This is a genomic window from Daejeonella sp., assembly GCF_044342615.1.
Lineage (GTDB): Bacteria > Bacteroidota > Bacteroidia > Sphingobacteriales > Sphingobacteriaceae > Daejeonella.
Genome location: NZ_JBIIPN010000006.1, coordinates 1 through 23,661, shown reverse-complemented (window position 1 = coordinate 23,661; position 23,661 = coordinate 1). Strand labels below are relative to the sequence as shown.

At 35.9% G+C, this 23,661-nt stretch carries 17 protein-coding genes and 1 tRNA gene; 5 read left to right on the top strand and 13 right to left on the bottom strand.

The window, feature by feature from the left end; translation table 11 throughout:
• Positions 1 to 11: 11 nt before the first annotated feature.
• From ACIQ0D_RS01060 to ACIQ0D_RS01045, 4 genes are all read right to left on the bottom strand, one after another.
• A complete protein-coding gene (locus ACIQ0D_RS01060; protein WP_395802247.1) occupies positions 12 to 1,922 on the bottom strand; it encodes a beta-N-acetylhexosaminidase in 1,911 nt (636 codons plus the stop codon).
• Between the two features lie 167 nt (positions 1,923 to 2,089).
• Positions 2,090 to 3,007, bottom strand: coding sequence for a PepSY-like domain-containing protein (locus ACIQ0D_RS01055; RefSeq protein ID WP_395802245.1), 918 nt, complete (start codon positions 3,005 to 3,007; stop codon positions 2,090 to 2,092).
• A 120-nt stretch (positions 3,008 to 3,127) separates the two neighbouring features.
• Positions 3,128 to 3,625 carry a peptidylprolyl isomerase gene (locus ACIQ0D_RS01050; protein ID WP_395802243.1) on the bottom strand — a complete coding sequence of 166 codons (498 nt, stop codon included), beginning with the start codon at positions 3,623 to 3,625 and terminating at the stop codon, positions 3,128 to 3,130.
• 48 nt (positions 3,626 to 3,673) lie between these two features.
• Complete coding sequence (locus ACIQ0D_RS01045) at positions 3,674 to 5,698, bottom strand: thioredoxin domain-containing protein (protein WP_395802241.1); 2,025 nt, start codon at positions 5,696 to 5,698, stop codon at positions 3,674 to 3,676.
• 127 nt (positions 5,699 to 5,825) lie between these two features.
• On the opposite strand from ACIQ0D_RS01045, the gene ACIQ0D_RS01040 reads away from it, so the two are divergent.
• Positions 5,826 to 6,923, top strand: a complete 1,098-nt coding sequence (locus tag ACIQ0D_RS01040) for a mandelate racemase/muconate lactonizing enzyme family protein (protein WP_395802283.1) — start codon at positions 5,826 to 5,828, stop codon at positions 6,921 to 6,923.
• 46 nt (positions 6,924 to 6,969) lie between these two features.
• On the opposite strand, the gene ACIQ0D_RS01035 is transcribed toward ACIQ0D_RS01040, so the two are convergent.
• The 3 genes from ACIQ0D_RS01035 to ACIQ0D_RS01025 all read right to left on the bottom strand — a co-directional run bounded on the left by ACIQ0D_RS01035 (position 6,970) and on the right by ACIQ0D_RS01025 (position 11,651).
• Complete coding sequence (locus tag ACIQ0D_RS01035) at positions 6,970 to 8,340, bottom strand: dipeptidase (protein ID WP_395802239.1); 1,371 nt, start codon at positions 8,338 to 8,340, stop codon at positions 6,970 to 6,972.
• A gap of 242 nt (positions 8,341 to 8,582) precedes the next feature.
• Positions 8,583 to 10,919 (bottom strand): M1 family metallopeptidase, encoded by a 2,337-nt coding sequence (locus tag ACIQ0D_RS01030; protein WP_395802237.1) that lies wholly within the window; start codon positions 10,917 to 10,919, stop codon positions 8,583 to 8,585.
• 150 nt (positions 10,920 to 11,069) lie between these two features.
• Positions 11,070 to 11,651 carry a HupE/UreJ family protein gene (locus ACIQ0D_RS01025; RefSeq protein WP_395802235.1) on the bottom strand — a complete coding sequence of 194 codons (582 nt, stop codon included), beginning with the start codon at positions 11,649 to 11,651 and terminating at the stop codon, positions 11,070 to 11,072.
• 74 nt (positions 11,652 to 11,725) lie between these two features.
• Here ACIQ0D_RS01025 and ACIQ0D_RS01020 point away from each other — a divergent pair, with 74 nt between their 5' ends.
• From ACIQ0D_RS01020 to murA, 4 genes are all read left to right on the top strand, one after another.
• Positions 11,726 to 12,265: a DUF6702 family protein gene (locus ACIQ0D_RS01020; protein ID WP_395802233.1), complete on the top strand. Its 540-nt coding sequence runs from the start codon at positions 11,726 to 11,728 to the stop codon at positions 12,263 to 12,265.
• A 188-nt stretch (positions 12,266 to 12,453) separates the two neighbouring features.
• Entirely contained in the window at positions 12,454 to 14,724 is a 2,271-nt protein-coding gene (locus ACIQ0D_RS01015) for an ATP-dependent helicase (RefSeq protein WP_395802231.1), read from the top strand.
• Between the two features lie 63 nt (positions 14,725 to 14,787).
• Complete coding sequence (locus ACIQ0D_RS01010) at positions 14,788 to 15,462, top strand: DUF4290 domain-containing protein (RefSeq protein WP_395802229.1); 675 nt, start codon at positions 14,788 to 14,790, stop codon at positions 15,460 to 15,462.
• A 134-nt stretch (positions 15,463 to 15,596) separates the two neighbouring features.
• Entirely contained in the window at positions 15,597 to 16,922 is a 1,326-nt protein-coding gene (murA, locus tag ACIQ0D_RS01005; RefSeq protein WP_395802227.1) for a UDP-N-acetylglucosamine 1-carboxyvinyltransferase, read from the top strand.
• A gap of 424 nt (positions 16,923 to 17,346) precedes the next feature.
• Here the strand turns inward: murA and ACIQ0D_RS01000 are convergent, their stop codons facing one another.
• The 6 genes from ACIQ0D_RS01000 to ACIQ0D_RS00975 form a co-directional block, all read right to left on the bottom strand.
• Entirely contained in the window at positions 17,347 to 18,708 is a 1,362-nt protein-coding gene (locus ACIQ0D_RS01000; protein ID WP_395802225.1) for a pyridoxal-phosphate dependent enzyme, read from the bottom strand.
• A 238-nt stretch (positions 18,709 to 18,946) separates the two neighbouring features.
• On the bottom strand, positions 18,947 to 19,804 hold the full coding sequence (locus ACIQ0D_RS00995; RefSeq protein WP_395802223.1) for an AMP nucleosidase: 858 nt from the start codon (positions 19,802 to 19,804) through the stop codon (positions 18,947 to 18,949).
• Positions 19,805 to 19,852: 48 nt separating this feature from the next.
• Positions 19,853 to 21,091 carry an ATP-dependent Clp protease ATP-binding subunit ClpX gene (gene clpX / locus ACIQ0D_RS00990; protein WP_395802221.1) on the bottom strand — a complete coding sequence of 413 codons (1,239 nt, stop codon included), beginning with the start codon at positions 21,089 to 21,091 and terminating at the stop codon, positions 19,853 to 19,855.
• A 2-nt stretch (positions 21,092 to 21,093) separates the two neighbouring features.
• A complete protein-coding gene (locus tag ACIQ0D_RS00985) occupies positions 21,094 to 21,792 on the bottom strand; it encodes an ATP-dependent Clp protease proteolytic subunit (protein ID WP_291401469.1) in 699 nt (232 codons plus the stop codon).
• A 94-nt stretch (positions 21,793 to 21,886) separates the two neighbouring features.
• Positions 21,887 to 23,233, bottom strand: coding sequence for a trigger factor (tig, locus tag ACIQ0D_RS00980; protein ID WP_395802219.1), 1,347 nt, complete (start codon positions 23,231 to 23,233; stop codon positions 21,887 to 21,889).
• A gap of 67 nt (positions 23,234 to 23,300) precedes the next feature.
• A tRNA-Leu gene (locus tag ACIQ0D_RS00975) sits at positions 23,301 to 23,382 on the bottom strand.
• Positions 23,383 to 23,661: the final 279 nt, after the last annotated feature.

Here is a 23,661-nt window from a genome sequence, read left to right as displayed (position 1 = left end):
AATGAACAAAACTATAGTTTTGCACGCTTTTTTAATTCCTCAATCGGCATAGTAAGCATTCTACCAATAGGCTTATTCCCCCTGTAAGTGATTAGCTTCAACTGTTTTGCATCAATTGGAACGGTCAATGTGCCCATGTATTTAGGATAAAATTGATCTGGGAAGGAATTATCAAAACTGTAATAAATATCAAGTCCCTCAATTTCTAAACTTAAATCTACTGTTAACCTTTTATCAGCAGTTTTACCAGCTTTAAAAATTGGATCATACACGCTAGGCGAATATTTTGTTTCTGAAACATCAAAACGTTTAAAATGCTCCTCTACCCTATTAAAAAAATCAGGCCAGTTTTTTTTATCCTTTTCAGACCAAACAGATTCGGCAATTGCAAAAGCACGTGGCCAAGTCATGTATTCCGCTTGACGGATATTATAAACCTGTTCAGTCCATAAATTAGCTTGCCCCCCTTTTATATATTTGGGATCAACCCCATCAGGAATTGGCTCAAATTCATACGTTTTGTTCAAACGTAAAGAAGCATAAACCCGTGGTTCAGAAATCACATCCGACTGCATATAATCGAGGTAAGCATAAGTTGTAGGACTCATTACCACCTCATGTTGATTATGGGCTGCTTCAATGCCGTATTTCATTCCACGCCAGCTCATTACAGCTGTTGTCGGACTAACGCCACCTTCTAAAACCTCATCCCAAGCCATCATTTTCTTGCCCTTAGATTCCACAATTTTTTCTATCCTACGAGTAAAATATCCTTGAACTTTTGTAATATCAACAATGCCTTCACGAATCATAAGTGCCTTGATTTGTGGGTTTTTCTGCCAGAAGTTAATTGGAGCCTCATCCCCACCAACATGAATATATTCGAATGGAAAAAGTTGTGACAGTTGCGTTATAACCGTATCCATAAAACTATATGCAAGCTCATTCGCAGGACATAGCGTATTGTCTACCAATGCTTTAGGAGGAGCACCACCCGACCAGTCCATGATTTTTTCACCGGATCTTACCTTATAATTTACGGCTTCGGGTGTGCATGATAGTTCAGGATAAGAGGCAATGGCTGCAAGACTATGTCCAGGCACATCAACCTCTGGAAGAATATTTATAAATCTATCTTTTGCATAAGAAACCAATTCCTTGATATCTTCCTGAGTATAAAAACCACCATAATTACGTGGTTCGTCGGGTTTTGGAGGAATAAAATCACCGAATTCACCAATACGCTTCACATTCCAAGCACCAACTTCAGTCAGTTTAGGAAAACCCTTAATTTCAATTCTCCAGCCCTCATCATCCGTTAAATGTAAGTGTAAAACATTGTATTTGTATTTAGCCATAGCATCAATGTATTGCTTGACTTCCTCCTTAGTAAAGAAATGTCTAGCCACATCAAACATTAATCCGCGCCAAGCAAGTTTAGGATAATCAGTGATTTCAAGCACCGGAATTTGCCAATTTATATTTTCTTGCAATTGCTTACTTTCAATCTCTTTAGGAAGTAATTGAATCAATGTTTGCATCCCGTAAAATAGTCCCGCAGGTTTATTTGCACTGATTTTTACACCAGAATGGCTTGTGAATAGATGATACCCCTCATCTCCCAATTTCGGATCATAAACAGAGTTTACCGTTAAGTGAATAATTGCTTCTTCAGCACTTTTTGAAGTACTAACCTGATAACCCGTCGCCGATTTAATTCTATCGCTTAAAATGGAAATTATTGATTGAAGTTCTAGTGAGTTAGAGGTATGAACAGTAATATTTTCTGGAAGTTTAAAATAACCATGACCCAGTTTTAAAGAAACTGGCTGTGGAATAATCGCTATAGTAGCATTTTTTGATTGAGCAATTGCGCTGAATGAAAGCAGGATAAAAAATAAAAAAGGAACGATTTTTTTCATTTGAATTTCAAGGCTTGTTTGGGAATGATTAAAAGTAACTAAAATATTCAAATTCAAATAAACAATCACCTTCAGGAATAATTCTAAAATGAATGATAAAAGCAGAATTAGACATAAAAAAGCAGCTCCCAAAATGGAAGCTGCTTGAAAGATATAAAGAAAGAATACTATCTAATGGTAGAAGCTTTTACAAAAGCACCTGTAGCATCAAAATGAATGGCATATTTAGTTAAATTGGCATCAATTAATACCAAATAAGCCTTTACTACCCCATTGGCTTTGATTTCAAATGCCTTTTTGAAAACATAGTTAGGAAAAGTAGTAGTTAAGTAAGAAGTTGAAACTGCAGGCAAAGCACTAGCAGCAATAGACATGCCTTTACCCGGGAATGCAGGCAATTGATGACGTTTTAAGAAAGTATTACTTATACTAAAAGCAGTCGCAAAATAATTCACATTCTTGCTAATCACAATAATACTTTGATCCTTATTTACAAAAGCGTGTACAATTGTATCGGCCGAATAAGTAGTTGACATATAAGTCTTTATAGCTGAAGGAATAGCACTAATAGCCAAAGTATCGCGTTGCTTACCATCTCTATGATCAAATAAGCCTCCAGCATGCCAACCACCACGACCTTTCATATTACGACCTTCTCTAAGTTCTAAAACCTTAACAAAAGCACCCGCAGCATCAAATTTTAAAGCAACAGGCTTTGAATTAAACTGAATAACAACAACATAGCTATCTACTGCTGCACTGGTTTGGTTTGTAATCTGAAAAGCCTTCTGGAAAGTAAAACCAGCATAATTAGTAGTCAGATAATTAGTAATTGATGAAGAAAGGGTGGCTAATTCAATTGGACTTTTCTTATTTCCCTTTTTGCAAGCTTCCATAGCATATAAACTATCGGAATTACCATAACTATTCCCTAAAGCGGAGGTACTACTAATCGTTATCGCTTCAAGTTTAGCGAACTCAAGTTCATTATCAATTGACATTGAATCTTTTTTACAAGATCCAAGGCTCAATAATGCTATACTTAATAGAAGTAGAGCACCTTTTAGTTGTGTTTGTTTCTTCATGATCTTAATATTTTTTCTATAAAACTATCTAGGCAAGATGAAGAATAGATGATTTTTTATTTTTTTTTAATAAAAAAGGGCATTGAAAATTCAATGCCCTCTCTAAATAAGAATCAAAATTTAGTGCGATGCATGACCATCAGCACCGTGCGCATGCCCATGAGCTAATTCCTCATCAGTTGCAGCACGTACAGAAATGATTTTACCAATAAAGTGTAAATCTTGGCCAGCCATAGGATGATTTAAATCAACAATTACTGCAGCTTCAGTGACTTCTTTTACTCTTGCGCTAAACTGGTGACCTTGATCATCTTGTAAAGGCAAAATTGAACCAACAGCTGGAATTTCCATATCGCCAAACATCTCCTTTGGGAGATCAGTTACACGACTATCATCTTTTACTCCATAGGCATCTTCGGCAGCCAAATGGAAGTCATAGCTATCACCAGCATTTAAGCCAGCTAAATTTTCTTCAAACTTTGGAAGCATCATTCCTACTCCAAATAAAAAAACTAGAGGATTTTGCTCATCAGCTTTTTCTACAAATACTTCTTGATCGTTTTCTTTTGTGTAAAGATCATAGGTTAGCGCTACTACGCTGTTTAATTGAATTGTCATTTTAATAGAATTAAGTAATTGACAGGTTAGGAAAATCTTCTTGAATTCCTAAGCTTGTAATGGTTTATCGATTTGTTTAATTGCGTCAATTACCTCAACTACTGGTAATAAACAAGTTTTGTTTTGGCACACATATATTTTTGTATCTGTATCCCATTTATCTTTTAACAAAGGTAATGTTCCTGAAGAACCTCCCAAAAGTATTTTGTTAGGAATGTAATATTTTTCTATTTCCTTTCTTTTTAAATCCGCTAAGGCACCAGTAATTGCAATCTCATAGACGCCAAAAACATGTAATAACAATAATGAAGCCCAATTTGAATAGCCCGACCCATAGGTTTTTATTCGAGCATGCACATTTCTAAGCATTTGCTCAGATATACTTAAATAATCACTTTGATCGTAAAAATGTCCTAATTTAAAGAGGTTATGTGCCATCACTGAATTAGAGGCGGGAATAACATTGTCTAAAATTTCTTGCTTTCGGGCAATGAGTTGTTCCCCAGAATTAGCAGTATAAAAAAACATTCCGCTTTCCTTATCATAAAATTCAGAAATGGATTGATCTGTCATTGTTTTTGCAATTTCAAGGTATTTTTCATCAAAACATGCCTCATAAAGTGAGATCAAGCCTTCAATCACCAAGGCGTAATCATCCAGGAAAGCTGCATTAGACTCTTCTTGCTGTGGATTTTTTTGATATACACGAACCAATTTTTGATCTACAATTAAATGCTCAAGAATAAATTGGGAACTTTTTTGGGCTTTTTTAAGGAATTCAGGTTCAGCGAATACGCGATAAGCATCTGCATAAGCCTTCAACATCATCCCATTCCAAGAAGCGAGAATTTTATCATCCAATCCCGGTCGGATACGTAAAGAACGAGCCTGCAAAACCTTCGTCTTTGCGTCTTTAATTTTATATTCCAAAACTTCCTCACTAATCCCCAATTGTGCCGCTATTTCGGAATTTTCAAATTTCCTGATAAATACATTGGTCGCCTCTTCAAGCCAATTCCCTTCCTCTGTTAGCTGAAAATAAATGCTAAACAACTCTTCATCCTCCTCCAAAATAGATTTTATTTCTTCTTTAGTAAAAGAATAAAATTTACCCTCTACACCTTCACTATCGGCGTCTATGGCCGAGTAAAATGCTCCTTCTGGGGATGTCATTTCACGTTCAATAAATTCTAAACACTCATAAACTACACTTTTATAAATCGGATCGGGTGTATATTGATAGGCTTCTGAATAAAGAGAAATGAGCTGTGCATTATCGTATAGCATTTTCTCAAAATGAGGAATATGCCAAATGCCGTCAACCGAATATCGGGCGAAACCGCCACCAATTTGATCGTAGATGCCCCCAAAAGCCATTTTCTGAAGGCTTATACGACTTGCAATATGCGCCGCATCATCTTTCATAAGATGAGCGTAGCGCAACATAAATTGCCAATTATTAGGCAAGGGAAATTTAGGAGCACGATTATAACCTCCATTAACTAAATCAAAAGTGCGCTTCCAATTATCAAAAATATCGGATACATCCTTTTGGGTGTACGAATATTCTTGCTCCACTTTAATAAGTTGTTCACCCTTATTTATTCCGTTGGTAAGCCTAACTGCATATCCAACAGCATCTTCTGGCTTTTCATGCCAATAGGAAGCTAAATTTTTGAGAATATTTTTCCAATCATCCTTCTTAAAATAGGTGCCACCATAAATCGGGCGTTGATCGGGTAAGCAAAAACAATTTAAAGGCCAGCCACCACTTCCAGTCATTAATTGTACCGCATCCATATAAATTTGATCAATATCCGGACGTACCTCACGATCAATCTTAATGCAAATAAAGTGCTCATTCATAATATCAGCAACAGCCTGATCTTCAAAGCTTTCATGCTCCATAACATGGCACCAATGGCAAGCTGAATATCCTATACTAACTAGAATTAGCTTATTTTCCTTTCTTGCTTTGTTTAGCGCTTCTTCTCCCCATGGATACCAATCAACTGGATTGTTGGCATGTTGCAAGAGATAGGGCGATGTTTGATGGATGAGTCTGTTTGACATTTTATTCTATTAAAACACAAAAATAATGATTTCAGATGGAGCATCTGATAATATCAAAGCAATAATTATTCGGCTTATTTATTGAAAAAATTGTTTTGTGAATAAGAATAAAGACTTAAATTTCGACATGAAAATTACTCATATCGATATCTACAGGTTTAGCATTCCGATGGAACCTTTTGTGATTGCTACTGGCACCATGGATTATGCACAAAATGTATTCATTCGTGTACATACCGACTCACAACATTATGGCGTTGGCGAGTGCTCTGCCTTCCCAATGATTGTTGGCGAAACCCAGGAAACATGCTTAGCAATGGCTAAAGATTTTGCCAAAATTTGGAAAGGTAAAGATGCTCTCGATATTCCTGCAAGAATTCAGGATCTACATAATTATACCGCACATAATTCGACCATAAAAAGTGCCTTTGATATGGCCCTCTATGATCTTGCTGCTAAAAACCAAAATTTACCGCTTTATAAATATTTAGGTGGCAAAAAAAGAAGCATTGAAACCGACATGACCATCGGTATTGGCACTCCGGAAGAAATGGTTCAATCTGCACTCACTTACCAAAAACAAGGTGCAAGCATTTTGAAAATCAAGCTTGGTAAAAAGCCTGAAGCCGACCTCGAACGAATCAGAGCCATAAGAATGGCTATAGGCAAAGAAATGATTATTCGCATAGATGCAAATCAAGGCTGGAACTATGAAGAAGCGAAATATTGTTTAAATGAGATGGAACCGCTCAAGATTGAATTTTGTGAACAACCGATGCGTACATGGTACGATGATTTACTCCCTGAGCTATTAAATAATACAGGAATTAAGATCATGGCTGATGAAAGTTGCTACAATCATCATGATGCCCGTAAACTTATAAATTCTAATGCCTGCGACCTTATTAATATAAAATTTGCTAAATCGGGTGGAATAAACGAGGGACTTAAAATACATGAAACAGCAAAAAATGCGGGCATTGCCTGTATGATTGGCAGCATGCTCGAAAGTAGAATTGCACTAAGTGCTAACCTACATTTCGCTTATGCTTGTCCCAATATCAAATATTTCGACCTCGATACCTGTTTATTAGGACATTTAATAGATCCTGTTACAGGTGGTGTGACTTATGAAGGTTATTTCTTGGATATTCCAGATACACCAGGTATTGGAGCAGATGCAGATGATAATTTCTTGAAAACCTGTGAGATGTGGCAGGTATAAAAAATTAATCCAGGTAAATTTTACCTGGATTAATCTACAATTAAGATTACTTGCTTAACTCAGCAAAATATTTGTGGAAAAGTGGAATGGTTTCAATTCCCTTATAGAAATTAGCGATATCATATTTCTCATTTGGTGAATGTAGATTATCACTATCCAAGCCAAATCCCATTAAAACGGTCTTAATTCCTAATTCTTTCTCAAATAAAGCTACAATCGGAATACTTCCACCACCACGAGTTGGAATAGGCTCCTTACCAAATGATTCTAAAATTGCCTTTTGGGCAGCTTTGTAAGCGATACTATCTGTAGGTGTAACTACGGGCTCACCACCATGATGCGGACAAACCTTTACTTTTACACTTTTAGGAGCAATGCTTTCGAAGTGATCCTTGAACAATTTCGTGATTTTGTCTGATTGCTGGTTTGGGACTAAACGCATCGAAATCTTTGCATAAGCCTTTGATGGCAATACCGTTTTAGCACCTTCGCCGATATAACCACCCCAAATGCCATTCACTTCTAAAGTAGGACGAGTTCCGGTACGCTCAATGGTAGTATAACCCTTTTCACCCCATAATTCATCAACTTTCAGGTCGATTTTATATTCATTTTCATTGTAAGGCGCTTTATTAAGCATTTCGCGCTCTTCAGCACTCAGCTCTAAAACATCATCATAAAAACCAGGAATGGTAATGTGATTATTTTCATCATGCATAGAAGCAATTAGCTTGGCTAGAATAGTTGCAGGATTGGCAACTGCTCCTCCATAAACACCAGAATGCAAATCACGATTAGGACCAGTAACTTCTACTTCTACATAAGATAAACCACGAAGTCCCGTTTCTAATGATGGATGCTCCAAACTAATCATTGAAGTATCTGAAATTAGAACTACATCAGCCTTTAAACGCTCCTTATTTGCATTGACAAAAATTCCAAGATTGCTCGATCCCACTTCTTCCTCACCCTCAATCATAAACTTAATATTACAAGGCAAGGTCTTAGTGCTCATCATCAACTCAAAAGCTTTCACATGCATATAAAATTGACCCTTATCATCGCAAGCTCCACGTGCATAAATCTTTTCATCACGAATGGTAGGCTCAAATGGCGGAGTTTCCCATAAGTCTAATGGATCTGGTGGTTGAACATCATAATGTCCATACACAAGCACAGTAGGAAGTGTAGGATCAATAATTTTCTCACCATAAACAATGGGATATCCAGCAGTAGGACAAATTTCTACTGAATCGGCGCCCGCATGCTTTAACTTATCGGCAACAAACTCAGCAGTTTTAAGCATGGAATCCTTATATTTCTGATCCGCACTGATTGATGGAAAGCGAAGTAGTTCGAAAAGCTCGTCTAAAAAACGTTGCTTATTCTCGTTAACGTATTTTCTAATTTCTTGCATACAATTGGTTTTGATACAAAGATATAAATCTATGTTTAGCCTTAAACAAGGAATATAAATTTGACCAAATATTAATAAACATAGAAGCTAAAAACCCACAATATTAATTTAAAAAATAATATAATTCTTTTAAATTAATATATTAAATATTTTTACTAAGTCTTTTTCGATTTGGCTCAATAGCATAAAAAAGCCTGAACGATTTTATTCATTCAGGCTTTGATGTTTTAATTTTAAAAAGACTATTTATTTCCAGCCTTTGCTTTTTTCATCGGACTCATAGCACCGCTAGAGCTTCCTCTTGGTCCGCCAACACCTTTGAAAAGTTCAAATCTACTCGGACTAAATTGACGTGGCCAGTAGTTATTCTCTTCGTTAATATCAGCCGTCTCACGAATTGGGTCAAGTACAATACCTTTCACTTCTTTGTTAAACGCAAAAACCTTTGAAACTTCCCATTCGTTTAATCTCCAAATTTCAGCAGGAATACGTTTGATTTCTGAAGTACCGTCTACAAAATTAAATTGAATGATTAATGGCATCACTAATCCACCAACATTTCTGAATTTAAGTTCATAGAAATTCAATCCGCTATTAATCATTTCCTTCTCTTTAGGAGAAAGGCGACTCATAAAATCAGCATAAGCTTTTTCATCATCCGGAGTAACGGTAAATGGATTATATGAATTATAAAAATCGCGGGTTGCAGGATCAGCCTCTAATACTGTTTGAGGGATATCCTTTTGGTTATTGATGGTACTAATTGAACTAGCTTCACGATCAAATGCTTTTTTATCATCAGCCTTCTTTTCTTTAGGAGTACGATTATCTAGCTTATACCATTTTGCACTTTCTACCGAAATATCAACAGGCTCTGTACCCATAAACCAACCTCTCCAAAACCAATCTAAATCCACTGAAGAAGCATCTTCTAGAGTACGGAATAAATCATCTGGTGTTGGGTGTTTAAACATCCAGCGTTGAGCATATTGTTTAAATGCATAATCAAATAATTCACGTCCCATTACGGTTTCACGTAAGATATTTAATGCAGTTGCAGGTTTTGCATAAGCATTAGGACCAAACTGAATGATATTCTCTGAATTGGTCATGATTGGCTCAAGCAAATGCTTTTCACTTCTCATGTATGGAACAATTTTGTGTGCAGGGCCTCTACTTGAAGGGTAATTTCTATCCCACTCTTGTTCTGCCATGTATTGCATAAAGGTGTTCAAACCCTCATCCATCCAGCTCCATTGACGCTCATCAGAATTTACAATCATTGGGAAGAAATTATGACCTACCTCATGTATAATTACTGAAATCATGCCGTATTTAATAGCATCTGAATAAGTTCCATCAGCATCTGGGCGACCATAATTAAAGCAAATCATAGGGTATTCCATACCATTTGAAGCTTCTACAGAAATTGCAACTGGATATGGATAATCAAAAGTGCGAGAACCGTATGACTTAATGGTATGAGCTACTACACGAGTTGAATATTGCTCCCACAAAGGATTTCCTTCTTTACCATAATAAGACATTGCCATTACATCGCTACCAGTTTGTTTAACCGCCATGGCATCCCAAATAAACTTACGAGAAGAAGTCCAAGCGAAATCTCTCACATTTTGAGCATGATAAATCCAAGTTTTCTTGTCTTTAGCTCTGGCTTTTTCCAATTTCTCAGCCTCTGACTGTGTACGGATAATTACCGGTTTATCATAAGTTCTTTTTGCTTTTTCCCAACGCTCAAACTCAGTAGCACTTAAAACTTGTTTAGCATTTTGAAGTACACCTGTTGAACCAACCATATGATCAGCTGGCACAGTAATTTTCACTTTATAATCTCCAAAAGTTAAAGCAAACTCGCCTCTACCAACAAATTGTTTATGTTGCCATCCTTGAAAATCAGAATAAACGGCCATACGTGGGAACCACTCAGCCATTGTATAAAGATAGTTACCATCTTTTTCGAAATATTCGTAACCTGGTCTTCCACCCAAGAAACTCACACGATCATGAATATTGAAAGTCCACTCCATAGTAAACTCCATTTTCTGACCTGGCTTTAAAGGTGTAGCTAAATCCATGCGCATCATTGTTTGATTGATAGTTACAGGAATATCCTTACCTGCCATATCTTTCACATAGATAATTTTATAGCCTAAATCTTGGTCGTGGTATAAAATGGACTGCAATTGCCCCATCGACATTCTAGGACTAATTCTACTTTCGGCAATTTTAGGAGTATTTGAATCTTTAGCACGCTCATTTTGATCAAGCTGAATCCATAAATAATTCAGAGGATCTGGGGAATTATTGTAATAGGTAACTTTCTGCCAGCCTTTTATAGACTGATTATCATCATTAAGCTCGACAGTAATGTCATGGTCAGCTTTTTGCTGCCAATACATGTGCCCTGGTGCTCCAGATGCAGTACGATACACATTTGGGGAACGTAACATCGGACCCAATTGTTCGAATCTTTCGGCATGATTTTGTTCAGACCACTGAGCAAAAACCGATACAGAGCATAAAAACCCGATACAAAGAAGAAATAATTTTCTAGTCATTTTTGATAAATTAAATTTAATCCCGTTGAACCCTAAAAAAGAATTCTTGGAATAAATTGGCTAATAAATTTTAAATTTAAAGCTAAATGTACATTATTTAAATTTCAAACAAAATTGATATTTTACATATAAGTGATTATCACTAGATTTTTACCAAAATTTAGCTTCAAAAATTAAATAAATAGATACCAGGAAAACAATAATCGATACTATTTGAATCCAAAGCTTTTGTCTGATTTTCAACAAATTAATTAAGATATAAGTCAGGGTTAAAAATGCGATTACAATCACTATTTGACCAAGCTCCAATCCCAAATTAAAAGCAAGCAAAGGTTCTAAAATAGAGCTCTCCTTTCCTAATAATGATTTTAAAAAATTTGAAAAGCCTAATCCGTGAATTAATCCAAAAAATAAGGCGAAAAAATAATTTAAAGAAATAGCCCTTTCATTTTTGGGATGAGTATTTAGCAAATTTGATGCGGAAGTAATGGCAATAGTCACGGGAATTAAAAACTCTATTAATGATGCATTGACAGAAATAAATTTCAATGTGGCTAAGGCAAGGGTTAATGAATGACCGATGGTAAAAGCAGTAACTAAAACCAAGATTTCTCGCCAATCTACAAAAGTATAAATGGTGCATAAGGCTATTACAAAAAGAATATGATCATACCCCTCTATATCAAGAATATGCGATACCCCTAAGCCAAAATATAATTCAAACTGATTCATTTGAGAATTTTATTTAAGAATTGAAAAAATAAACATCGATAAAATTGGTTAATTTGCATCAAATTAAATGTAATATGTTAAAAAAGTATTTTTTGCTTGTCTTTTTAATGATCTTGGCAATAAATCAGCTCGATGCAGGCACGCCTCTCAAGCCAATGGGAGTCAATTTAACCCTTCATCCCTTTCATATCAGCATGACAGAAATAAAATATAATGCTGCTAAAAAATCGCTTGAAATATCTGAAAAAATATTTTGGGATGATTTAGAAGTTGAACTAAATGAATACTCCAAAAGTAAAATCAACTTTTTAAAACCTGCCAATAAAGAAGAACTGAATAAATTAGTTGGGAGGTACATTTTAGAACATACCGATATTTATATCAATGAAAAAAAAATAGCACTAAATTACTTAGGATATGAAATTGAGGAAGATGTAGCCTGGATTTATATTGAAGCAGTAAATATTCCTGCACCTAAAACTGCAGAAATTAAAAACAGCATCTTGTTTAAGAATTTTCCAGCACAGCAAAACATTATCAATTTCTACAGAGATAAAACCCCGAAAAGTCTCCGATTAATCGAAAGCCAAACCGAAGGTAAAATTAATTTTTAGATTAAAGATAAAATATTAATTTAAAAGATATTATTTAAAGATTTTGGCTAATTATTCTGCATTTAAGGAATTCGAAAGCCTATTTTTACAATAAAAATAGCAAGTCATCGTGGATAAATTCTTGAGCATCAAATCCCTAAATCTCAAATCTCTTTATTAATTTAGCAGATTAAAAACAGGAGTAGATTTTGGATTATTTAGATGGATTAAATCCTTCGCAGCGTGCGGCAGTTGAGCAAACCGAAGGACCGGTGATGATAGTTGCGGGAGCAGGATCAGGAAAGACACGTGTAATAACTTATCGTGTGGCTCACTTGATCAAAAAGGAGGTTGATCCATTCAATATTCTTGTTCTAACTTTCACCAACAAGGCGGCTAAAGAGATGCGTGAGCGTATCATGAAAGTTGTGGGAACCGAAGCCAAAAATATATGGATGGGAACATTCCACTCAGTTTTTGCTAAGCTTTTAAGAGTAGAATCTGAAAAGATTGGCTACCCAAGTAATTTCACCATTTACGATACCGACGATAGCAAAAGTCTGCTACGTGCAATTGTTAAAGAAAAGCAGTTAGATGAAAAGCTCTACAATGTAAATTTTGTTTACAATCGTATTTCATCTTCTAAAAATAATTTATTGTCACCTGCGGCCTATCTACAAAATGCGCAAATTCAGGCTGAAGATTTTTCAACGGGACGGGGCAGCATTGGCGAAATCTATCAAATTTATGCTCAGAGATGCTTTAAAGCGGGTGCAATGGACTTTGATGATTTACTTTACAAGACCAATGTGTTATTAAAAGAGCATCCAGAAGTTTTATATAAATACCAAAATAAGTTCAAGTATTTGATGGTAGATGAGTATCAGGATACCAATTACTCACAATACCTCATTGTAAAAAAGCTTGCTGCCAATAATGAAAACATTTGTGTTGTTGGGGATGATGCGCAGAGTATTTATGCCTTTCGTGGGGCTAATATTCAGAACATTCTGAATTTTGAAAAAGATTATCCGGACTTAAAAGTCTATAAATTGGAGCAAAACTATCGCTCTACACAAAACATTGTTAAGGTAGCGAACAGCATCATCGCCAATAATAAAAACCAGCTTAAAAAATCAGTCTTTTCGGATAATGAGGAGGGCGATAAAATAAAGGTTAGTCGCGCTTTTAGTGATAACGAAGAGGGGAAAATAGTTGCGGAAGGAATTGCCCAAGAACAAGCTCTTAAAGGATCTAAATATCATGATTTTGCGATTTTATATCGCACAAATGCACAATCAAGAGCGATGGAAGAGGCGCTTAGAAAGTTAAATGTGCCTTATAAAATTTACGGCGGACTATCCTTTTACCAAAGGAAAGAGATTAAAGACCTGATTGCTTATTTCCGCGTAACATTTAATCCGAATGACGAGGAGGCAATAAAACGTATTATCAATTATCCACGTCGTGGAATTGGAGATACCAGCATTGAGCGCATCATGATTGCCGCTGATCAACATAATATAAGCATTTGGGATGTAATTTGCAATGCCCACAGCTATTTGGATTCGCGTAGTTCGACTGCTGTAGCAAATTTTGCTGTGTTAATACAGAGCTTTCAGGTAATGACCAAAACTCATTCGGCCTATGATACAGCACTTCATATTGCCCAACATTCAACCATTTTAAAGGAGCTTTATTCCGATAAATCTGTGGAAGGGTTGAGCAGGTATGAAAATATTCAGGAATTATTGAACGGTATCAAAGAATTTAGTGAGCGTGAGGATATTGAGGAGCGAAGTCTCGATATTTTCATGCAGGATATTGCACTTCTTACTAACGATGATAATGATAAAAACCCCGATGCTGATACCGTTTCATTAATGACTATCCATTCGGCAAAGGGATTAGAGTTTGACAATGTTTTTGTTGTGGGACTTGAAGAAAACTTGTTCCCTTCACAAATGTCCTTGAGCTCTAGAACAGATTTAGAAGAAGAACGTAGATTGTTTTATGTGGCGATTACCCGTGCCGGAAAAAAACTGAATCTTTCCTATGCTACATCGCGTTATCGCTGGGGGACTTTAACCAGCTGTGAACCAAGTCGTTTTATTGAAGAAATTGATGCTCGTTTTCTGGAGCTTGATTTTAAGCCTCAGCAGAAAAAATCAGATAATCCTTTCGGCGATGAAGATAAATCGCCATGGCAGCAAAAGGAAATGTTTAGCAAGCCAAAGCCAGCATCAATGCCAAGAACGAGCTCTATTTTACCCAAAGCACACGTTCCAAGTGAAGGCTTTAGTCCGTCAGACACCTCCGGATTACAAGTCGGAATGGAAGTGGAACATGAACGCTTCGGATTTGGGAAAGTAATCAATATGGAAGGCAATAAACCCGACTTAAAAGCAACAATTTTCTTTAAAGATTTAGGACAGAAGCAATTATTGTTAAAATTTGCTAAATTGAGAATTATAAAATAAAATCAAAATCGCGTAATAACGCATTTAAACCGCATATTTGTTCTGCGAAATAAAAAAATAACAATGACATTCGATTATAATACCACCAGGAAAAAATTAATATTGGCCGAATATGGACGTAATGTTCAAAATATGGTTAAATATATTGTGGATTTACCTACCAAAGATGAGAGAAATCGTTATGCTCAGGTAGTGATCGATTTAATGGGTTTTTTAAACCCTCATTTGCGTGATGTGGCCGATTTTAAACATAAATTGTGGGATCATTTACACATCATCTCTGATTTTAAGATTGATGTTGATTCACCCTATCCAAAACCATCTGAGGATGCCATCAGATTTAAACCTGCTCCTTTATCCTACCCACAACAAAGGATAAAATACAAGCATTATGGAAAAACTGTTGAATTAATGATCAGCAAAGCCAAGGCTATTGAAGAACCAGAAAAAAAACAAGCTATGGTTCAGTCGATTGCTAATTTCATGAAAATGGCTTACGTAACCTGGAATAAGGATAGTGTTGCTGATGAAACCATCATTAAAGACCTTCGTGAAATGTCCAATGGAGCATTGCAATTGGAAGAAAATGTAAATCTTCAACGTGTAGATGTGCGTCAGGTTGTCTCACCTAGCAGACAAAGAAATTCTAATCAAAATAAAGGGCGACAAAATACGAATCGTAATAACCCTGGTTCTAATCGTCAAAGAACTAATAATCAAGGTAGTAAAAGATACTAAAAATGTGAATTTTACATTCACAGATTATCAAATATTATAAGACAATTCTAATTTATTTAAGGAACAAAAACTAGTTTTTGTAAATTAGCGCTTTCCCAATTATAAAATCTATTATTTAAAACATATCAGTACAGATGAACGCATTTGAAATTGTTGGTGGTAAGCCTCTAAAAGGCGAAATTATTCCTCAGGGAGCAAAAAACGAAGCATTACAAATTATTTCAGCAGTACTTCTTACTGAAGAAAAAATCACGATTAGTAATATTCCCGACATCAAGGACGTGAATAAACTAATCGAACTCATAGGCGATTTAGGGGTAAAAGTGGAGCGTTTAAGCAAAGACACCTATACCTTTGAAGCAAAAAATATAAATCTTGAATTTTTCAAATCTGAGACCTTTAGATCTAAAGGTGGTAGCCTAAGAGGGTCTATTATGATTGTTGGTCCGCTCCTAGCTCGATTCGGAAAAGCCGCAATACCTAAACCTGGAGGCGACAAAATTGGTCGCAGAAGGCTAGATACCCACTTTTTAGGTTTCGAAAAATTAGGAGCCAAATTTATTTACGATAAGAAAACCGATTTCTTTAATGTAGATGCAAGTAATCTTCAAGGTGCTTATATCCTTTTAGATGAAGCCTCTGTAACTGGTACAGCAAACGTGGTTATGGCAGCAGTTTTAGCCAAAGGAACAACTACTATTTACAATGCTGCATGCGAACCATACCTTCAACAATTGTGCAAAATGCTCAATCGTATGGGAGCTAACATTACAGGTGTAGGTTCAAACCTTCTAAAAATTGAAGGAGTGACAAAGCTGGGTGGGACTGAACACCGTCTCTTGCCTGATATGATTGAAATTGGGTCATTCATCGGACTAGCAGCCATGACTGAGTCTGAAATCACTATTAAAAATGTTCAATTTCAAGAACTTGGGATGATTCCCGAGGTATTCAAAAAGCTTGGAATAAAACTTGAATTGCGAGGCGATGATATTTTCATTCCTGCACAAAAATCATATGAAGTTGAAACATTTATTGATGGTTCAATTATGACTATTGCTGATGCTCCTTGGCCTGGATTTACACCAGATTTATTGAGTATTATGCTCGTTGTTGCTACTCAAGCCAAAGGGAATGTATTAATTCACCAAAAAATGTTTGAAAGTCGGCTTTTCTTTGTCGATAAGCTAATTGACATGGGCGCGCAGATTATTTTATGTGATCCACATCGTGCAACAGTTATCGGTCTTGATAAAAAAGTTAGACTTCGGGGCATAGAAATGACCTCTCCAGATATCAGAGCAGGAGTTTCTTTATTAATCGCTGCCCTTTCTGCACAAGGCACCTCAATTATTTATAATATCGAACAAATTGAACGTGGCTACCAAGACATTGATGAGCGATTAAGAGCTTTAGGAGCAGATATTAGAAGGATTGATGCGACCGCTAAAGGTCACTAGAAATAAAGCAATTTATAGGTTTCATATATAGTTAATAATTGGCTAAATAATAAGCGTCATCTCTAAAGGGAGAGATTATTCTTTTCTAGTAATTCATTGATTTATATATGAAATTTGAGAAAAAAACTATTAAAATTGCTTCCTGACGAAAAACAGAATCAATTTAATCAAGGTCAAATTTAGCAGCACAGATACTCAAAATCAGTCTATTACACTCGAAAATACCCGTATTTTACTTTATGATAAGCTCATTTTAGCATACGGCCCCATTCCTAATAAATGCATTGGCCAGACAAAAATTCAAAGGCTTTGTAAAATCAAGGATTGTAAGAAATAATCCAAATACTAAAAAATTTATTTAGCTAGGGTAGCTGCTGGTGGATTAACAATAAATCCTCGCTCACATAGAAAATCAAAAGATTTATTATCCTGAAATAGCATTAATAATATCATACTGAGTAATAATCTCAATATTACCATTCCCATCCTCCACTAAAACAGCCATATTTTCCTTGTTGATTATAGAAGTAATTTTATCAATCGAAGTATTCAAATCAACAAAAGGAAATGAGGCGGTCATGATATCTTTAACACTACCTGAACGAAGAGCAGGATTTTCTAAAACAGCACTTAAAATATCGCTTTCAGTAATTTTACCTACAACCATTCCTTTTTGAGTTACCGGAATTTGAGAAATATTTAAGGATTTAATTGTGTTAATTGCCTGTAAAACAGATTGCTCACAATCTATAGTCACAATTTCTTGTCGGCCACGTTTTGTCAAAATCGACTTAGCAGTTAATTTTTCATCTTCTAAGAAACCACGCTCCCTTAACCAATCTTCATTATACATTTTAGCCATGTATCTTGATCCATGATCATGGAAAATAATTACTACAACATCACTTTCTTTAAGCTCATCTTTCATTTGCATGAGTCCCGCAAGTGCCGATCCCGCAGAATTCCCAGCAAATATTCCTTCTTTCCTTGCAATATCACGTGTCATTAAAGCCGCATCCTTGTCTGTTACTTTCTCAAATCGATCAATTACGTTAAAATCCACATTTTGCGGCAAGAAATCTTCACCAATACCTTCAGTAATGTATGGGTAAATCTCATTTTTATCAAAAATGCCTGTTTCTTTATATTTTTTGAATACAGACCCATAGGTATCAATACCCCAAATTTTAATATTTGGATTCTTCTCCTTTAAATATCTTCCAGTACCAGAAATCGTTCCGCCAGTACCTACGCCAACAACTAGATGGGTAATTTTACCCTCTGTTTGTGCCCAAATTTCTGGTCCTGTTTGTTCATAATGCGCCAAAGAATTCGATAAATTATCATATTGATTAGGCTTCCAGGAATTGGGAACTTCACGCTCAAGTCGTGAAGAAACAGAATAATATGATCTTGGATCTTCAGGTTCTACGTTTGTAGGGCAAACAATTACCTCGGCACCAAAAGCACGCAAAGCATCTACTTTTTCTTTCGATTGTTTATCTGTAGTAGTAAAAATACATTTATAACCCTTGATAATGGCTGCCATTGCCAAACCCATACCTGTGTTACCCGACGTACCTTCGATAATTGTCCCGCCTGGCTTCAAAATACCACTGCGCTCCGCAACTTCAATCATCTTCAAAGCCATCCTATCTTTTATAGAATTACCAGGATTGGTAGTTTCGATTTTTGCTAAAACCGTAGCTTTAACACCCTTCGTTATATTGTTCAGTTTTACCAAAGGAGTATTTCCTATGGTTTCAAGAATATTATTATACCACATAATGCAAAAATACGAATTTTAGTAGAGACGCACGGCCGTGCGTCTCATTTACATAAAATTATTGTAGAGACACACGGCAGTGTGTCTCTACTGCATGAAATTATTGTAGGGACGCACCGCCGTGCGTCTCATTTACATGAAATAATTTTAGAGACACACGGCCGTGTGTCTCTACTGCATGAAATAATTTTAGAGACGCACGGCCGTGCGTCTCTACGTAATTACATTTATTTAAATATTAAAATTTCAAGTGTTTTACAGTTAATCCATTGTTAATCAATTGTTTAAGCGAATCGATTCCAACTCTCAAGTGCGTTTCAACATATTGTTCGGTTACATTTGAATCGCTTTCAGCGGTTTTAACACCTTCTGGAATCATAGGCTGATCGGAAACCAATAATAAGGCTCCTGTTGGAATTTTATTTGCAAAGCCCGTAGTGAAAATTGTTGCTGTTTCCATATCTACAGCCATGGCACGTAAGGTTTTTAAATACTTTTTAAAACCTTTATCATGCTCCCAAACACGGCGGTTAGTAGTATAAACTGTTCCTGTCCAATAATCACGTGAATGATCACGAATAGTTGTTGAAATAGCTTTCTGCAGAGCGAAGGCTGGTAGTGCTGGGACTTCAGCAGGAAGGTAATCGTTTGAGGTACCCTCACCACGAATGGCGGCAATTGGCAAGATCAAATCTCCAATTTTATTCTTCTTTTTTAGTCCACCACACTTACCCAAAAACAAAACTGCTTGTGGTTGAATAGCGGTTAGCAAATCCATCATGGTTGCTGCCATAGGGCTTCCCATTCCGAAATTGATCAGTGTAATTCCATTTGCGGAAACACTTTGCATTGGTTTATCTAGACCAATGATTGGAGCATTATCATTCCACTCCGAAAAAAGATGTAAGTATTTTGAGAAATTAGTTAGTAAAATAAACCGGCTGAACTCTGCCAATGGTCGACCGGTATAGCGTGGCAGCCAATTATTAACAATATCGGTTTTGTTTTTCAATCCCGATTTTACAGGGCTTTCAACATCATTCGTTTTTTTTGCCACAACAGGGGCTTGAACTATTGGTTCTTGTTTTTTTCTCATATTTTATTTTTTATTGTACAAAAAACCCCGATTGAATCGGGGCCTTTTTTATGCAACTTTTAATTTCTTAAGATCAGATTTTTCAAATTTATCCTTGGCATAATCCAAACTTATTAATAAGTCCTTGGCTGTTTTTCCCGAGGGTGTTTCATACATGGCATCAATCATGATTGCTTCACAAATGGACCTGAGTCCCCTAGCTCCTAATTTAAATTCCATGGCCTTATCTACAATGAACTCCATCACATCTTTTTCAAATTCAAGATTTACATTTTCATATTCAAACAGCTTTTTGTACTGCTTAATCAATGAATTTCTTGGTTCTGTAAGGATATTTAATAACGTTTCCCTATCCAATGGATTAAGATGCGTAATCACAGGAAGTCTACCAATTAATTCAGGAATTAAACCGAAAGCTTTTAAATCTTGTGGTGTAATGTATTTATAAAGATTTTTAAGGTCAATTTCAAAATCATCCTTTTCTACCTTATAACCAACCGTTTGGGTACGTAATCTATTAGCGATTTTCTTCTCAATCCCATCAAAAGCACCACCACAAATGAATAATATATTGTTGGTGTTTACTGGAATCATTTTTTGATCGGGGTGTTTTCTTCCACCTTGCGGCGGAACATTCACGATAGTTCCTTCTAAAATCTTCAACAAAGCTTGCTGAACACCTTCACCAGAAACATCACGAGTTATGGATGGATTATCACTCTTACGGGCAATTTTATCCACCTCATCGATGTAAACGATGCCACGTTCTGCAGAATTAACATCATAATCAGCTGCCTGAAGCAAGCGTGTAAGAATACTCTCTACATCCTCCCCTACGTATCCAGCCTCCGTTAAAACGGTAGCATCACAAATACAAAAAGGAACATTTAATACTTTGGCAATGGTTTTAGCGAGTAAAGTTTTCCCAGTTCCTGTTTCGCCAACCATAATTATGTTCGACTTTTCAATCTCAACTTCATCTTTACCAACTTTTTGGTTTAGACGCTTATAGTGATTGTAAACAGCTACAGACAGAATTTTCTTTGCTTGATCCTGACCGATAACATATTGATCAAGATGAGTTTTAATCTCTATTGGCTTGAGTAGGGTTTCAATAGTCTGACTAGACTTAGTTTTACGGACATTAAGTTCTTCCGCAAGGATTTGATTAGCCTGAGTAACACATTTATCACAAATGTGAGCATCTAGGCCAGCAATCAGCATGAGAGTATCCTGCTTGCCAGATCCGCAGAATGAACATTTAACATCTTTATTTCCCTTACTCATTTTTATTTATCTCGAGTTCCAATTAAAACTTCATCAATCATACCATGATCCTTAGCTTCACCAGCTATCATCCAGTAATCACGATCAGAAGCACGCTCAACCCACTCATAGGTTTGACCAGAATGTTTAGCAATGATATCATAAAGCTCTTTTTTAAGCTTCAGCATCTCACGAAGATTGATTTCCATGTCAGAAGCAACCCCCTGAGCACCACCTGATGGCTGATGAATCATTACTCTTGAGTGAGGCAATGCGGCTCTTTTTCCTTTAGTACCTGCACAAAGCAATACTGCAGCCATAGAAGCAGCCATACCTGTACAAATTGTTGCCACATCTGGAGTGATGTATTGCATGGTATCATAAATACCTAATCCAGCATAAACGGAGCCACCAGGAGAATTGATATAAATTTGAATATCTCTCTTAGCGTCTGTTGATTGAAGGAATAATAACTGAGCCTGAATGATATTTGCAATACCTTCATGAACAGCATCTCCTAAAAAGATGATTCTATCCATCATCAAGCGAGAGAAAACATCCATCTGTGCCACGTTCAACTGACGCTCTTCGATGATGTAAGGAGTCATAGAAGTAGGAATAGACGCATTTTGAACTCTGCCAATAAAGCTGTCTACATGCTGACTTCCGATGCGATGATGTTTAACCGCATATTTTCTGAATTCGTTCTTATCAATGTTCATTTTGATATATTCTAATTATTAGGTTAACATTTATTTTATTGTAGCAAACGAAAAATCAAAATAAATGGAATGAATAAGACCAAAAACAATTCGCTTATTTCAATTCCAAGAATTTATTGTACTGAATATCTTTTTTATCTAAGGTAACAACACCTTTTAGATATTCAAATACATGCTGTCCTTTTACCTCTTCAAAAATTCGGTTCGCATTTTCTTTATTCTGCAAAAACTGCGCCGTATATTGTCCGAGTTGCTCTTCAGAGAGTGGCTGCGGACTATACATTCTAAACTGAGAATCTAAGCGGTTTTTAGCAGCTGCAAAAACTTCTTCGTATTTGATCTCTAGTTTATTATCCTTGATAATCTTATTTTCAATTAAAGTCCAACGTAAATTACGAGCAAAATCATCATAACCTTTTTCCAATTCCTCATCACTTAATTTCTCGTTAGTAGCTTTTAACCAACGCTTTAAGAAATCATCTGGAAGACTTAATTTCGTTTTATCTAAACCAAATTGAAGCATATCACCCTGAAGCTTTTGGTCTGCATTTTGAACCATCATGCTTTCAAGCTCTTCTCTAATTTTTTCTTTAAACTCGTCTTCAGATTTAACAACATCTGCACCGAAAAGTTTATCAAAGAACTCTTGATTTAAATCACCTTCTTCTAAACGGTTGATATTTTTTACCGTTAATTGGAATTTAGATTTCAAGTCATGAGCATCTTCTTCCTCAATATTTAATACTTTAGAAATGATCGTTAAATTGCCATCAAAGGCTTTTTGAATATCTATTTCTAATACATCTTCCTTCTTTAAACCAATTAGCGATTTCTTGATTTTAGAATCAGTAACTTGATCTAAACGAATAGCAGATGTTGCTGTAATTCCACCTTCAAAAACAGAACCATCTGCAGCTAATTGTTTCAAATCAGAGTACAGTACATCATCATCTGCCGATACGTCAGGATTTGACATTTTGCCATAGCTTTTTCTCAAATTGGTGATACGAGACGCTAGGGTTTCAGGATCTACCTTCACTTGATAATAAGTCAGTTTATCTTTAGAAGTAAATTCTAAATTGAACTCAGGTGCAAGACCTAATTCATATACAAACTCAAAATTATCATTGTAATCCCAGTTATAATCCTTAGAATCATCGATTTTAGGTAGCGGCTGACCCAAAACTTCTAATTTATTTTCACTAATATAGTTGCTTAAAGTATCGTTTAAGATGTTATTAACCTCATCAACTAGGATACTTTTACCATACATCTTTTTAATGTGGGCTGCAGGTACCATTCCGGGACGGAATCCTGGCAATTTTGCCTTTTTAGCTTGAGCTTTAACTGCCTTTTCTACACGCTCTTTGTAATCTTCAGGATTAATCTTTACAGTAAGTACAGAATTCAGATTGTCTATTTTGTCCTGTGTAATGTTCATTTTCTGAGTTTTATGTCGTTTTAGTTTATACAAAAATTCCCCGGTTTGTAGCCGAGGAATTAATATGTGCGGATGAAGGGACTCGAACCCCCACGCCGTGAAGCGCCAGATCCTAAGTCTGGTGCGGCTACCAATTACGCCACATCCGCATCATTAGGATTATTTCAGAAAAACCTGAGATTTTTAAAGCTTTATTAAATAAAGCATAACCTTAAGTATTTCGGTCTGCAAAAATAAGGAATTTCTAGATAATTACAAAATCTAATCTTCTTATTATTTAAGAATGACAATTAATTTTTTGCAAAAGCTGTAAGAGATAGTCGGACGTAAACCGCAACCTACTACCATACCATGAAAACAACTCTCCATCCACTATCCAAACAGTAGAATCAGGGAAAATTGCCTCCATTTCTTCAACATGCTCATTC

Excerpts from the sequence above, each read along its gene's own strand:
- ACIQ0D_RS01060 (WP_395802247.1), bottom strand. The coding sequence starts at position 1,922 with ATGAAAAAAATCGTTCCTTTTTTATTTTTTATCCTGCTTTCATTCAGC.
- ACIQ0D_RS01055 (WP_395802245.1), bottom strand. The coding sequence starts at position 3,007 with ATGAAGAAACAAACACAACTAAAAGGTGCTCTACTTCTATTAAGTATA.
- ACIQ0D_RS01050 (WP_395802243.1), bottom strand. The coding sequence starts at position 3,625 with ATGACAATTCAATTAAACAGCGTAGTAGCGCTAACCTATGATCTTTAC.
- ACIQ0D_RS01045 (WP_395802241.1), bottom strand. The coding sequence starts at position 5,698 with ATGTCAAACAGACTCATCCATCAAACATCGCCCTATCTCTTGCAACAT.
- ACIQ0D_RS01040 (WP_395802283.1), top strand. The coding sequence starts at position 5,826 with ATGAAAATTACTCATATCGATATCTACAGGTTTAGCATTCCGATGGAA.
- ACIQ0D_RS01035 (WP_395802239.1), bottom strand. The coding sequence starts at position 8,340 with ATGCAAGAAATTAGAAAATACGTTAACGAGAATAAGCAACGTTTTTTA.
- ACIQ0D_RS01030 (WP_395802237.1), bottom strand. The coding sequence starts at position 10,919 with ATGACTAGAAAATTATTTCTTCTTTGTATCGGGTTTTTATGCTCTGTA.
- ACIQ0D_RS01025 (WP_395802235.1), bottom strand. The coding sequence starts at position 11,651 with ATGAATCAGTTTGAATTATATTTTGGCTTAGGGGTATCGCATATTCTT.
- ACIQ0D_RS01020 (WP_395802233.1), top strand. The coding sequence starts at position 11,726 with ATGTTAAAAAAGTATTTTTTGCTTGTCTTTTTAATGATCTTGGCAATA.
- ACIQ0D_RS01010 (WP_395802229.1), top strand. The coding sequence starts at position 14,788 with ATGACATTCGATTATAATACCACCAGGAAAAAATTAATATTGGCCGAA.
- murA (WP_395802227.1), top strand. The coding sequence starts at position 15,597 with ATGAACGCATTTGAAATTGTTGGTGGTAAGCCTCTAAAAGGCGAAATT.
- ACIQ0D_RS01000 (WP_395802225.1), bottom strand. The coding sequence starts at position 18,708 with ATGTGGTATAATAATATTCTTGAAACCATAGGAAATACTCCTTTGGTA.
- ACIQ0D_RS00995 (WP_395802223.1), bottom strand. The coding sequence starts at position 19,804 with ATGAGAAAAAAACAAGAACCAATAGTTCAAGCCCCTGTTGTGGCAAAA.
- clpX (WP_395802221.1), bottom strand. The coding sequence starts at position 21,091 with ATGAGTAAGGGAAATAAAGATGTTAAATGTTCATTCTGCGGATCTGGC.
- ACIQ0D_RS00985 (WP_291401469.1), bottom strand. The coding sequence starts at position 21,792 with ATGAACATTGATAAGAACGAATTCAGAAAATATGCGGTTAAACATCAT.
- tig (WP_395802219.1), bottom strand. The coding sequence starts at position 23,233 with ATGAACATTACACAGGACAAAATAGACAATCTGAATTCTGTACTTACT.